The 13,229-nt window shown below is 47.1% G+C and carries 10 protein-coding genes; 3 read left to right on the forward strand and 7 right to left on the reverse strand.

The window, feature by feature from the left end:
• The first annotated feature begins 141 nt into the window (after nucleotides 1–141).
• Both recG and R7E47_RS10870 read left to right on the forward strand, forming a co-directional pair.
• On the forward strand, nucleotides 142–2,223 hold the full coding sequence (gene recG / locus R7E47_RS10865) for an ATP-dependent DNA helicase RecG (RefSeq protein ID WP_318084284.1): 2,082 nt from the start codon (nucleotides 142–144) through the stop codon (nucleotides 2,221–2,223).
• Nucleotides 2,224–2,450: 227 nt separating this feature from the next.
• A complete protein-coding gene (locus R7E47_RS10870) occupies nucleotides 2,451–3,839 on the forward strand; it encodes a uracil-xanthine permease family protein (RefSeq protein ID WP_025768313.1) in 1,389 nt (462 codons plus the stop codon).
• 72 nt (nucleotides 3,840–3,911) lie between these two features.
• Here R7E47_RS10870 and envZ read toward each other — a convergent pair whose 3' ends face one another.
• The 5 genes from envZ to R7E47_RS10895 form a co-directional block, all read right to left on the reverse strand.
• The gene (envZ, locus tag R7E47_RS10875) at nucleotides 3,912–5,204 is read right to left on the reverse strand and encodes a two-component system sensor histidine kinase EnvZ (RefSeq protein ID WP_025768312.1); all 1,293 of its coding nucleotides are present in this window, start codon (nucleotides 5,202–5,204) and stop codon (nucleotides 3,912–3,914) included.
• A gap of 102 nt (nucleotides 5,205–5,306) precedes the next feature.
• Nucleotides 5,307–6,026: a two-component system response regulator OmpR gene (gene ompR, locus R7E47_RS10880; RefSeq protein ID WP_005379333.1), complete on the reverse strand. Its 720-nt coding sequence runs from the start codon at nucleotides 6,024–6,026 to the stop codon at nucleotides 5,307–5,309.
• A gap of 129 nt (nucleotides 6,027–6,155) precedes the next feature.
• Nucleotides 6,156–6,551, reverse strand: a complete 396-nt coding sequence (locus R7E47_RS10885) for a DUF1090 domain-containing protein (protein ID WP_005379332.1) — start codon at nucleotides 6,549–6,551, stop codon at nucleotides 6,156–6,158.
• A gap of 105 nt (nucleotides 6,552–6,656) precedes the next feature.
• Nucleotides 6,657–7,148: a transcription elongation factor GreB gene (gene greB / locus R7E47_RS10890; RefSeq protein ID WP_053307281.1), complete on the reverse strand. Its 492-nt coding sequence runs from the start codon at nucleotides 7,146–7,148 to the stop codon at nucleotides 6,657–6,659.
• A gap of 117 nt (nucleotides 7,149–7,265) precedes the next feature.
• Nucleotides 7,266–9,146, reverse strand: coding sequence for an ATP-dependent zinc protease (locus R7E47_RS10895; RefSeq protein WP_318084285.1), 1,881 nt, complete (start codon nucleotides 9,144–9,146; stop codon nucleotides 7,266–7,268).
• 229 nt (nucleotides 9,147–9,375) lie between these two features.
• Between R7E47_RS10895 and R7E47_RS10900 the strand changes: the two genes are divergently transcribed.
• A complete protein-coding gene (locus tag R7E47_RS10900) occupies nucleotides 9,376–11,697 on the forward strand; it encodes a Tex family protein (protein WP_005379317.1) in 2,322 nt (773 codons plus the stop codon).
• Between the two features lie 104 nt (nucleotides 11,698–11,801).
• On the opposite strand, the gene R7E47_RS10905 is transcribed toward R7E47_RS10900, so the two are convergent.
• Both R7E47_RS10905 and bioH read right to left on the reverse strand, forming a co-directional pair.
• The gene (locus R7E47_RS10905) at nucleotides 11,802–12,266 is read right to left on the reverse strand and encodes a hypothetical protein (protein WP_005379316.1); all 465 of its coding nucleotides are present in this window, start codon (nucleotides 12,264–12,266) and stop codon (nucleotides 11,802–11,804) included.
• Between the two features lie 124 nt (nucleotides 12,267–12,390).
• Nucleotides 12,391–13,158, reverse strand: coding sequence for a pimeloyl-ACP methyl ester esterase BioH (gene bioH, locus R7E47_RS10910; RefSeq protein ID WP_005384724.1), 768 nt, complete (start codon nucleotides 13,156–13,158; stop codon nucleotides 12,391–12,393).
• Between the last annotated feature and the right edge of the window lie 71 nt (nucleotides 13,159–13,229).

Raw genomic sequence — 13,229 nt, forward strand, 5'->3', positions numbered from 1 at the left:
CGTGATGTCGCTAAAGCTCCTCGGAATGATAGGTTATCAGTCAAATCATGACACTAACTAAAGCATGACTATTTTTTCCTGTACAAAAACACAGCTCCATGGTTAACATACTGCTATGTTAACCATTTTCTTGAGCCCTCTATGCCCGCCCAAATGTTATCTGCCGTCCCATTAACCTCCCTTTCTGGAGTTGGCGCGAAAGTCGCAGAAAAACTCGCCAAAGTTGGCTTACATAGCGTTCAAGATTTGCTGTTTCACCTTCCGTTACGCTACGAAGATCGTACTCGTATTTACCCTATTGCCAAACTGCATGCTGGCCTTTGGGCGGCCGTGCAAGGTAAGGTCATGGCAGTCGACACCATCTTCGGTAAGCGCAAAATGCTAACGGTAAAAATCAGCGACGGTAATGGCACTATCACGCTGCGCTTTTTCAACTTTACCGCAGCCATGAAGAACAATTTCACGCAAGGTAAGTTAGTACATGCTTACGGTGAAATTAAGCGCGGTGGCATGGGTTTGGAAATTGTTCATCCTGACTACAAGTTTTACGTTAGCGAGCAAAAGCCCGATGTAGAACAGAGCTTAACCCCTGTTTATCCCACCACCGATGGTTTACGTCAAATCACATTGCGCAACCTTACCGAACAAGCTTTAGCCCTGCTTGATAAAACCGCAGTGCAGGAATTACTTCCAGCTGGGTTGTATGACCATCAAATCACGATGTCGCAAGCGCTGCACACCATTCATCGCCCACCACCAACCATTAATTTAGATGAGTTTGACGAAGGCAAACATCCTGCCCAAATCCGCTTGATCATGGAAGAATTGCTCGCACAAAACTTATCGATGCTGGCGGTGCGTAGCAAAGGTCAGAAGGATTCAGCGCTATCTCTCGGTCCTTGTCATAAACTAAAAACGCAGCTTTTAGCCCAACTGCCTTTCTCTCCTACAAACGCTCAAACCCGAGTAGTACAAGAGATTGAAGCCGATCTAGAAAAACCGCACCCAATGATGCGATTAGTGCAAGGCGATGTTGGTTCGGGGAAAACATTGGTTGCCGCTTTGGCCGCTGTTAGAGCCATTGAGCATGGCCATCAGGTGGCACTCATGGCGCCAACCGAACTATTGGCCGAGCAACACGCTATCAACTTCGCAAACTGGTTTGAAACAATGGGCATTCAAGTCGGTTGGTTAGCGGGCAAACTCAAAGGTAAGGCAAAGGAAGCCGAGCTGGCTCGTATTGCCAGTGGTGAAGCGCAAATGGTAGTGGGTACTCACGCGCTATTCCAAGAGCACGTTGAATTTCATCACCTTGCTTTGGTCATCATTGATGAACAGCACCGCTTCGGTGTCCATCAGCGATTAGAATTGCGTGAAAAAGGCGCAAAACAAGGCGCCTATCCACATCAGCTCATCATGACAGCAACGCCGATTCCGCGAACGTTAGCCATGACTGCTTATGCTGACTTAGAAACGTCGGTGATTGATGAGTTACCGCCAGGTCGAACACCAATCCAGACTGTCGCGATTCCAGATACCAAACGCAATGATATCGTCGAACGTGTCCGAAATGCCTGCTTAAACGAAGGCAAGCAGGCATATTGGGTGTGTACCCTGATTGATGAGTCGGAAGTATTAGAAGCGCAAGCCGCGGCAGATACCGCAGAAGAGCTTCAACGTAAGCTACCGGACGTAAAAATTGGTCTAGTACACGGACGAATGAAGCCGGCAGAGAAACAAGCGGTGATGCAAGATTTCAAAGACAATAAACTGCATTTGCTGGTCGCAACGACAGTGATTGAAGTTGGTGTGGATGTGCCAAACTCTAGCTTGATGATCATAGAAAACCCTGAACGTCTTGGTTTGGCACAATTACACCAGTTAAGAGGTCGCGTGGGCCGAGGTTCCGTTGCTAGCCATTGTGTGCTGCTGTACCACTCTCCGCTGTCAAAAACCGCGCAAAAACGTCTCGGAGTACTACGTGAAAGTAACGATGGCTTCGTCATTGCGCAGAAAGACCTAGAAATTCGCGGCCCTGGAGAACTATTGGGTACAAAGCAGACAGGTCTTGCTGATTTCAAAATCGCAGACTTAGTTCGAGATCAACGCCTGATTCCCGAAGTTCAGCGTATTGCGCGTCATATTCATGACAATTACCCGACTAACGCAACAGCGATTATCGATCGCTGGTTGGGTGAGCGGGATATTTACTCCAAAGCGTAATGATTGAAAGCGAGCCAAATGGCTCGTTTTTTAATACGCCAAAAGCAAACGTTTGCTTTTTGAGAAAATCTCTCTATAATCGCGCACAAATTTTTAAGTGTGTTAGATCACACTCCACCAACCTGAGTTGACTCTGATTAACAGCAATCACAGATAACGACGTCAACTCCACCCTGCTCTCCCATTCAGCGAGAACTAGGGAAATATTGCGACTAGCGAGACAAACAATGACAACTTCAAACCGATCTTCGGAACTGGTCTATCAACTCAACGATCGACCACCTTTGCCTCAAACCATTTTTGCCGCACTTCAGCACTTATTGGCGATGTTCGTCGCGGTTATCACTCCGTCACTGATCATCTGTCAGTCTTTGGGTGTACCAGCAGACCAAACGAATACCATCATCAGCATGTCTTTGTTTGCGTCAGGCGTGTCTTCGTTTATTCAAATTCGCACCGTTGGCCCAATTGGCTCTGGTTTGCTCTCTGTTCAAGGCACCAGCTTTAACTTTTTAGGTCCTATTATTGGTGCAGGCCTATCGCTGAAAGCCGGTGGAGCAGACATCAGTACCATGATGGCTGCCATTTTTGGTACGATTTTAGTCGCATCATTTGCAGAAATTTTTCTATCTCGCGTGTTGGAGCATGCCCGCCGAATCATCACTCCGCTTGTTTCAGGCATCGTCGTCACTCTTATCGGTCTCACACTGATTCAAGTCGGCTTAGTATCAATGGGCGGTGGCTACGCAGCATTAAATGAAGGAACCTTCGGCAGCTTAGACAAACTTGCTCTGGCTGGGACGGTACTTGGATTAATTGTGATTTTAAACCGCTCGAAAAACCCATACATCCGTGTGGCTTCAATCGTGATTGCGATGCTAGTGGGCTACATCATGGCGTATTTTATGGGGATGGTAGATACTTCTCAGCTAGGCGCAACCGAGATCGTAGCACTGCCCGTACCAATGCAATATGGCTTATCGTTTGACTGGTCTCTGTTCATTCCGCTGGTACTGATTTTCTTTATTACCGCACTAGAAGCCATCGGTGATATTACCGCAACATCTGAAGTGTCTGGTGAGCCAGTAAAAGGCCCAGTGTACATGAAACGCATTAAGGGCGGTGTGTTAGCAGACGGCTTAAACTCTGCAATCGCAGCCGTTTTCAACAGCTTCCCGAACTCAACGTTTAGCCAGAATAACGGCATCATCATGCTAACAGGAGTCGCGAGCCGCTACGTGGGTTACTTTATTTCTGGCATGTTAGTGATTCTTGGCTTGTTTCCTGGCGTCGCTAGCTTTGTTCAGCTGATTCCTGAGCCAGTACTTGGCGGCGCAACGATTGTCATGTTTGGTACGATTGCTGCCGCTGGTGTGCGTATTATCTCTCGTGTTGAGCTCGATCGCCGCGCAATTCTGATCATGGCCTTATCCTTCTCAATGGGACTTGGTATCGCACAAAAACCAGAGATCCTGCAATTTATGCCAGAATTTATTAAGAGTATTTTCTCAACTGGTGTTGCAGCAGGTGGCATCACAGCGATCATTTTAAATCTACTTCTGCCAGAGAAACTGGAAGACGAAGATGAACTTCCTCAGGAAGCGAAAGAGTCTTAAGATTATTGAGAATAAGAAAAGCCCAACCTATTTAGGTTGGGCTTTTTGTTTTAAAGGGTGCAGGCCATCGACTTACTTGGTAGGAAAACTGATTTGAGCGATTAAACCGCCTTCACTGCGATTACGTATCACCACAGAGCCTGAATGCTGGCTGATTATACGCTTCACAATCGCCAACCCTAGCCCAGTGCCTTCACTACCGCGAGCGGTGTCACCACGCGTAAAGGGTTCAAATAACCTCGCGATTTGAGAATGCTCGATACCCGGTCCGTTGTCCTCTACTGAAATCCACACTAGCTGCTTATCTGCTGTCACACCAGTGCTGACTTTGACCCAGCCATTACCATAACGTAGCGCATTCACAACTAAATTACTGATCGCCCGCTTAATCGCAATCGCGCTTCCTTTGGCTGGTGGCAAGTTAAGATTAAGATCTGTTTCAATTTCAACCTCATAGCCACCTTCAGAACTGGCAACGTCACTGGCAATCGTACTGATATCAACCGCTTCAAACGATTCTTGGTTCACCGGTTTGAGATAATCCATAAACTGACTGATGATCTCATTACATTCTTCCGTATCGCTAATGATCCCCTCCGCAAGATAGCTGTCCTCAGGAGACATCATTTCTGTCGCTAGGCGAATACGCGTCAGAGGTGTTCGTAAGTCATGGCTAATCCCCGCCATTAATAAGGCTCGGTCCTCTTCTAGCTCTTGAATACCTTTCGACATTTGATTAAAGGCTCGAGTTACAGAGCGAATCTCCGATGCGCCTTTCTCTGCTAAGGGGGGTGGGATCTCACCTCGACCGACGTCTTTCGCGGCTCTCTCTAAAGCCAAAAGTGGACGGTTTTGCAAACGAATAAACAACCAACCACCTGCAATGATCAGCAGCGCCATAATCAAACTGTTACGAAACAGCGGTGCAAAATCTTCTTCTTGCAGCTCAGATAACGGAATACGAATGATGGAGTTCGGCAACTTTTCGATGTGCATCCACAAAATGTAACTTTCATCGCCAAGCAATAAGCGCACTTCTGTAGGCGAACCCAGCTCTTGGCTCATTTCTTCAGACATCAAATCAATCGACATTGCGTGATGAAATTCAATCGCCTTATCGCTATCGAGACTATGAACCGTCACCCCTAGTCTTTCTAATAATTGACGTCTTAACGGTGCATCAGACTTTAAAGGTCCTTCATCATCAAGCACTAAATTGAGCTCATGGGCGAGAATTTTATTGAACTGCTGCAAACTCGGCATCAACGCGTAGTTAAAAACGGCGTAGTAAGAGAAAACTTGGCTCGCGAGAAGCAAAGAGATGAACAGCAGAATAGATTGTGTCAGTGAACTTCGGATGCGCATGGAACGTTCCTAGTGGTCCTAATCGCGAAATTTCAGCCTTCAAAGGGAAGGTAATGAAGGCTGAAGTTGCTATAGCCAAGTGCTAGCTATGGAGTGAAGAGATTACACCTCTTTGCCGTCTGGGACGAAAACATAACCTAGGCCCCACACGGTTTGAATGTAGCGCGGCTTGCTCGGATCGTCTTCTAACATGCGACGTAAGCGTGAGATTTGTACGTCAATAGAGCGTTCCATTGCAGAATATTCACGGCCACGCGCCATGTTCATCAATTTATCTCGTGACATTGGCTCACGCGCATTCATCACGAGCGCCTTTAGGACAGCAAACTCTCCAGAGGTGAGTGGCATTGCCTCGTCACCGCGGAACATCTCGCGAGTGCCTAGATTGAGTCGGAACTCCCCGAACTCCACCACTTTTTCTTCCGTGCTTGGTGCACCCGGCAACTCTACAGTTTGGCGGCGTAATACGGCCTTGATGCGAGCCAACAATTCGCGTGGGTTAAACGGTTTTGGCAAATAATCATCCGCCCCTACCTCAAGACCTACGATGCGGTCCACTTCATCACCTTTCGCGGTGAGCATTAAGATTGGCAACATATTGTTCGCGTGGCGTAGACGACGACAAATTGACAAACCGTCTTCACCTGGCAACATTAGGTCCAGCACCATTAAGTGAAAGTTTTCGCGCGTTAGTAGGCGATCCATCTGTTCGCCATTGGCGACACTTCGTACCTGAAAACCTTGCTCAGAAAGGTAACGCTCCAATAGAGCACGTAAACGAGCATCGTCATCAACCACTAAAATTTTATGATTTTCTTGCATTGAAACATCCTTTCAGAAGCGTCTATTGTCGAAAATGTATCACTGTTTTTCCTAACGTGCTCAAGCAAATTGTTACTCTTTTTATCTTAAGCGCTTTATTCTCTCTCTAGCAGGTATTTTCAGCACCTACTATTGACCATAATTCCATTCCAGTTCACGTTTGGCCTCAAGCAGCTCTTGCTGTGCCTCAGCCAGCTTGTGACGTTTTTTCTCAATTTTGTCTGCTTTCCCTGAATGCTGAGCTTCGACTAATTCTTCCTCTCGCTCCTCAACTTCTTTAGTCTTTTCTTCCACTTCTGTTTGCAGCTCTTGGCGCAGCTCACCTTCCGAGCATTCATTCTGGATAGCGGAAAGTGCTTGCTCCAAGCCTTTAATTCGATGTTCATTACCTTGCGCTTTTGCATACTCGAGCTGCTGCTCTACCGCTAACTCTTTAGCGTCACAGCCTTTCACTTCATCTTGAGCAAAAACTGAAAGTGAGAAACCTATTGTTAGTGCAGCACTACACATGACTGCTTTGTTCATTTTACTTCTCCGAGAAAGGCACCATGCCTTTATACCAAATATTCTGACGTTGAGACCCAAGTCACTCCTAGTGAACTTCATGAGACTTGAATCGGTGATAAAGCCTCAGTCTTCCGAGGCCGGTTGAATATATTCAATTGAGTTGATGAACCACTCTTTTTCACCTTCTGGGGTGCGTACCGTGAACTCTTCATCCACTTGTTTTTTCAACATCGCTCGCGCCATAGGTGAATCGATAGAGATGTAGTCTTTCGCATCGCCATAAATCTCTTCAGGCCCGACAATACGAAACTTTTTCACTTCTCCTGCCTCATTTTCTATTTCCACCCATGCACCAAAAAAGACTTTGCCTTCTTGTTGCGGAGAATAGTCAACGATCGTGACTTCTGGCAGGAATTTACGAAGGAAGCGGACACGACGGTCGATCTGACGGAGTAAACGTTTATTGAAGGTGTAATCCGCATTTTCTGAGCGATCGCCCAGGCTCGCCGCCCAAGTGACGATCTTGGTGATTTCCGGGCGCTTTTCATTCCAAAGGTAATCATGCTCTTGTTTGAGTTTGTTGTAACCTTCTCGTGTAATCAGCTTAGTTTTCAAATTAACTCCTATCTCAACTAAAAAATGCTGCTCTTTGGCAGCATTAAGGAGATGATATACCCAAAGATCCAATGTTGTTCAGGCTTTGGGTATCAAGGTGATAAGGCGGCCAGAGTGTTACTTTTCGTAATCCGGTTTTTGCGTCACGATGTAATTCGTATCACTCGAAACAACCGCGCCATGTTTTAGGAAGTTTTTACCTAAAATCATGCTGTAATGGAAGCGACCTCGGTCCTGTAAGTTGACTCGGATCTTCTTCTCTAATTCGCCAAGCTTAACATGCATTTCAACCACAGGGCGTACGTTCGCTTTCTCGCCTTTCTTAGCTTTAATACGCATGACATCAACAACAGGCTTGGTAAACGCCTGTTTCATGCCAAGATCGTTCTCATAGGTAAAGCTCACCATGTCTTTGCCGTCTTTCTTAAACTGCTTGATGTTCTTAGCATTGATTGAGCTTACATCTGCACCCGTGTCTAACTTCACAGGGAAAGACATCCCCTCAACTTCCGCCACTTCGATATGGCCAGCTTTGAAAAGTGGCCTTACATCTAGTAGATGGTCTGCGCGAGTGTTCAGCAACACACCCCCCTTGGCTATGTCATGACCAAAGACGAAAAAGGGTTGAGTGTCACCCTCATCAAGCACATCGAGCGCAAACTTCATTGATGTGTCTTTTCTACCGAGAAGAAAGTCTCCTTCGACAACAGGGCGAACCGCGCTGCCAACCTTGAGCTTTTTCAACACTGGTTTGGTGATTTTTTCTTCTTTCCCCTCATCGTTCATTAAATAAAACGTGACGGATTCATCCTTACCTTTTTCTGTTACTTCAAACCCATTTACACGCAGTAATGGCGTTTTCACAATAAAAGTGGGGTAAGCAGGGACGGTATAACCATCAATGGTGACCTGTTCTTCTGGTGAAACGACAAGAGGTTTTGATTTGAGTGCGCTTTTGAACGTTTTTTCTACGCCACCCAGTAGATTTTCTCTGTCCGTATCAATAACAAAGTGCTGACTCGCGACGTCCCGACCTAAGCGAATTTGCGAACTGAACTTACTGCGATCACGCAGATACACCAACCAACGTTGAGTTTCATTTTCGCCGACTTTGACGGGTAAATAGACTAAAGGGCGCTCGCTTTTGGTCGTTTTCAGCATTCGTACCAAGGGTAATGTCATTGGATGACGCTTGCCATTCTCGCCCTCTAACATAAAAGAGACTTCGTTATGCTTTTTGTCTACCTTGATGTCCAGTGCATGGACGTTGGTATAACGGCTAGAAGTTGAGATGCTGATCTTATATGGCACACCTTCGACTTCAACCGTCTCTTTTTTGCCAATCATTTTTGCGCGTGGCTGTTCTTGAAGGTAATCGTAACCAGCGAAGACCCATGCGTTATCATCGAGATAGGTTTTACCAATCAAGATAGGAGAAGAGAATTGCGTACGCTTGGTCAGGTTCACTTCCGTATCAACGGTGTGACCAGCGATTGTCATCGGCATTTTTATTGTCGGGCGTAGGATGGGCTTTTTGCTTGTTCGACTGCGAATCGCGCTCACTCTTTCCAGATCATCGGTAATCTGTATTTCCTTCCCTGTATAAGGGTGAGGAACCGTAAAGCTAACCTTTACTTGATATGGCTTAAAGCTGTCGGCGTCCCACTTTGCCTTCGTACCACCTAAGTCATCGACAATCGCCCAAAGTAACTCGTTATCTTTCAAATCTTGGTAATCTGGGTGTGAGCTACTGACATGGATATTCTCCGCATGCATCGATGTCGTATCTGCACCAGTATCAATCTTGCCAATAAATGGCACCGCTTTTAGTTCCGGAATGTCACTGTAGTAGACGCTCTCCACACGCCCTAGTACCAATTTGTTATCGAGCTGATAAACGGGAGCTTGTGTGGTTCCTGAGATAGACTGCGCCCAACTAAGCGGGGCGACAAGTAAGGCACTCGTAAGCGCTAACGCCAAAGACATTTTTTTCATCATGATTATCCGTATAAGCCGAGGTACATTTAGTGATATCAACAACCGTGGAATTAGGTTAGTCGATAACTGCGGATATAAGTTCTCAATTTAATTACAGTTTTGACATAAATCTGACTGATGTCCACCAGCGCCCGGTAAATTTTTGCCTCGTTAATTTAAAACATTGCAAATTCTTCGAACGACCCCAATGTTCTATACAACCAAAACTGAATTAAAAGAGAAAACACGGATGAGCCAAGCTATCTGTCGCATGATTGCTCAAGAACTGAATGTTCGCCCAGAGCAAGTCAACGCCGCTGTCACCCTAATTGATGATGGCAACACTGTCCCTTTTATTGCACGTTACCGCAAAGAGGTGACGGGGGGCCTTGATGATACCCAGCTTCGTACTTTGGACAGCCGTCTGTCTTACCTTCGTGAAATGGATGATCGCCGCCAAACCATCCTCAAATCAATCCAAGAGCAAGGCAAACTGACGCCAGAGCTAGAACAAGAGATCGCGCAGGCAGACAGCAAAACTCGTCTTGAAGACTTATACCTACCTTACAAACCCAAGCGTCGTACGAAAGGTCAGATCGCGATTGAAGCTGGTCTTGAACCACTCGCAGATCAGCTTTGGAATCATCCACAAACCGAGCCAGAAAGCGAAGCAAGCAAATACCTTGATGCAGACAAAGGCATCGCAGACACCAAAGCTGCATTGGATGGCGCTCGCGCGATCATCATGGAGCGCATCGCAGAAGACGCAAACTTACTGGAAAAAATTCGCAACCACTTAAATCGCAATGCGGAACTGGTTTCACGAGTCGTTGAAGGCAAAGAGCAAGAAGGCGAGAAGTTTAAAGATTACTTCAACCACAACGAGCCCCTAAGCAAAGTGCCATCGCACCGCGCACTGGCGATGCTACGCGGCCGTAACGAAGGCTTCCTGACATTGGCAATGAATGCTGATCCAGAACAGGAAGAAGGCGCTCGTCAGTCTTACTGCGAAACGATTATCGCCGACCATTATGGCGTGACGCTAAGCAGCGCACCGGCGGATACCTGGCGTAAGCAAGTGATCAGCTGGGCATGGCGCATCAAAGTATCGATGCACATGGAAACCGAGCTAATGGGCGCAATGAAAGAGCGCGCTGAAATCGAAGCGATTGAAGTATTCGCCACTAACCTAAAAGACTTGTTGATGGCAGCACCGGCTGGCCCTCGTGCAACACTTGGTCTCGATCCGGGTCTGCGTACAGGTTCAAAAATCGCGGTTGTCGACTCAACAGGTAAAGTGCTTGCAACCGAAACCATCTACCCTCACCCACCACAAAAACAATACGACAAGTCAGCACAAATCGTTGAGCAGTTGGTGCGTAAGTACAACGTGGATTTGATTGCGATTGGTAACGGTACGGCTTCACGTGAAACCGACAGCTTTGTCGCAGACGTCATCAAACGTGGCAACCTGAAAGTTCAGAAGATCATCGTAAGTGAAGCGGGTGCATCGGTTTACTCAGCGTCTGAGCTTGCAGCAAAAGAGTTCCCGAATATGGACGTATCACTGCGTGGTGCAGTGTCGATTGCACGTCGTTTGCAAGATCCATTGGCTGAACTCGTGAAAATTGATCCTAAATCTATTGGTGTGGGTCAATACCAGCACGATGTAAGCCAATCTATGTTGGCAAAACGCCTAGATGCGATTGTGGAAGACTGTGTAAACGCGGTTGGTGTTGATGTGAACACTGCTTCTGCGGCGCTACTGACGCGCGTAGCAGGCTTATCAAGCACCATCGCGCAGAACATTGTCGACTTCCGCGATGAGAACGGCCGCTTCGAAGCACGTACAACCTTGAAGAAAGTACCTCGTTTAGGTCCTAAGGCGTTCGAGCAGTGTGCGGGCTTCCTGCGTATTATGGATGGTAAGAACCCACTTGATGCGTCTGCGGTTCACCCAGAAGCGTACCCAGTGGTCAAAGCGATTTCTGAGAAGAACAACAAAGATATCAAAGCACTGATTGGTGATTCAAGCTTCCTTAAAGGTCTGCATGCGGTCGATTACACCGACGATAACTTCGGCGTTCCAACCATTACAGACATCATCAAAGAGTTAGACAAGCCGGGTCGTGACCCACGTCCAGAATTCAAAACGGCGACCTTTGCAGAAGGTGTAAACTCGGTATCTGACTTGGAACCGGGCATGATTCTAGAAGGCGTGGTGTCTAACGTAGCCAACTTCGGTGCCTTCGTTGATATCGGCGTTCACCAAGATGGTCTTGTGCATATTTCTGCACTGACAGATCGTTATGTGTCTGACCCACGTGAAGTGGTGAAAGCGGGCGACATCGTCAAAGTGAAAGTGATGGAAGTTGACGTGCAGCGTAAACGTATTGGTCTATCGATGCGTATGAACGACGAACCGGGTCAAGACAACCGTAGCCAACGCTCATCAGCAGCGCCGCGTCGTAATGACCAACCGCAGCGTCGTCAGCCTCGCCGTGATGATTCGTCATCGAACAGCGCGATGGGCGGTGCATTTGCTGCAGCGTTTGCTAAAGCGAAAAAGTAATCTTACCTAGGCTTCACCGCTAACGAGCTTTCATAACTAAAAAGAAAACGCTCCAATCAGTCAACCTGCTTGGAGCGTTTTTGTTTGAGTAGGATATTGAGTCGTCATAATACTGCTATCACTTCTGACGGGGTATGGGGAGCGACTGCATGACCATAATGAAACTTGATCACCTTCCTGCGCTTTTCCATTAATCCTTCATTGATCGCAGCATCCAAAATGCGCTTTGGTAAGCGAAAGCGGATCGCGTAGCCTTTCCCCTGGTCTTCACTATACGATTTGAGCGCAAGCAAACTAAAAAGCCGTTCTAGTGTATCTTCCGGCTCTTCTTGATAACGCGTGTCGACTTCCGTTTCCATATCATAATCAGGATGCTCTGAAGGATCCCAAGAAGACTGACGTCGGCGCTTGTCATCACCTTTTACTTTTCGCTCTGCATTGGTTTTGGCCAATGCGACCGTTGGCGTTACAGGCTCTCGGACTTTATTGTCGCGAGCTGCTTGTTCCGTCTGCACATTCACGGATGGGGCGATCAGTGGCACACTTACGTTGGTCGGTGACACAATCATTGCGAACCCTCCTCAGAGTCGCCCAACTCGTCAATATGGCTTAGCTTTATTGGCTAATAAAACCTCACCAGCCTTTATATCGACCACTTTTTAAACAACTTGAGGTATTTCCGCTCGTACTTGCTCAATCGTGAGCAAACTCTCGGATTTGAACACAAAATTCGTCATGTTCGGTGATAAAAGGCGCGTGAGAGGACTGATTAAAAACAAACTGCTGGGTATGAGGCAACTGTTCACTTAAATCGTTAGCTACTTTAATTGGCACCAACCCATCTAAACGGCCATAAAGACGCAACATTGGAACAGAAAGAGACGTCAACGCATCGCGCAGATCCACATCAGCAAGGATGTTTAGCCCAACCAACAGCGATTCAGGGTTTGGCTGAGGGCGCGATAGTACCGCTTGCTTGAGCTGTTTAACGTCTTTACGCGCTGATGGGCTGCCCATCGCTTGCAACGCCATAAAGCGCTCAATGGTCAGTGAGAAATCTTCTAGCAACTGAGAGGTGAACGCACTCAGTACATTCGGTTGAATGCCACGCCACGGTTTTTCTGCGGCAAATTTAGGTGAGCTGGCAACCGTAATCAACTTAGCCACGCGCTCGGGCATATTTAATGCCACATGCGTCGCCACTAAACCTCCGAGGGACCAACCAAGCCAAATCGCTTTCTCTGGCGCACCTTGCACCACCAAGTTAGCAATATGGTCTAAATCTTCAGCATGAGATTCGGCGCTATGTCCGTACCCCGGAAGGTCAACCACATGAACTCGGAAATAAGGTTGAAGAGACTCGACTGTCTGCTGCCATACCGCACCATTCATGCCCCAACCATGCAGTAACACCAAATCTGGTCCCTGACCAAATGACTGCCAGTGTAATTTCGTGCTCATGCTCTCAATCTCTCCCACTTATTTTATTCCCTACGGCTTCAGCCAAGCGTTAGGCTGAGTAAAATATCACC

It is taken from the genome of Vibrio sp. Vb1026, assembly GCF_033338745.1.
GTDB classification, from domain to species: domain Bacteria; phylum Pseudomonadota; class Gammaproteobacteria; order Enterobacterales; family Vibrionaceae; genus Vibrio; species Vibrio alginolyticus.

Excerpts from the sequence above, each read along its gene's own strand:
- R7E47_RS10870 (WP_025768313.1), top strand. The coding sequence starts at position 2,451 with ATGACAACTTCAAACCGATCTTCGGAACTGGTCTATCAACTCAACGAT.
- envZ (WP_025768312.1), bottom strand. The coding sequence starts at position 5,204 with ATGCGCATCCGAAGTTCACTGACACAATCTATTCTGCTGTTCATCTCT.
- R7E47_RS10895 (WP_318084285.1), bottom strand. The coding sequence starts at position 9,146 with ATGATGAAAAAAATGTCTTTGGCGTTAGCGCTTACGAGTGCCTTACTT.
- bioH (WP_005384724.1), bottom strand. The coding sequence starts at position 13,158 with ATGAGCACGAAATTACACTGGCAGTCATTTGGTCAGGGACCAGATTTG.
- R7E47_RS10885 (WP_005379332.1), bottom strand. The coding sequence starts at position 6,551 with ATGAACAAAGCAGTCATGTGTAGTGCTGCACTAACAATAGGTTTCTCA.
- R7E47_RS10905 (WP_005379316.1), bottom strand. The coding sequence starts at position 12,266 with ATGATTGTGTCACCGACCAACGTAAGTGTGCCACTGATCGCCCCATCC.
- R7E47_RS10900 (WP_005379317.1), top strand. The coding sequence starts at position 9,376 with ATGAGCCAAGCTATCTGTCGCATGATTGCTCAAGAACTGAATGTTCGC.
- recG (WP_318084284.1), top strand. The coding sequence starts at position 142 with ATGCCCGCCCAAATGTTATCTGCCGTCCCATTAACCTCCCTTTCTGGA.
- ompR (WP_005379333.1), bottom strand. The coding sequence starts at position 6,026 with ATGCAAGAAAATCATAAAATTTTAGTGGTTGATGACGATGCTCGTTTA.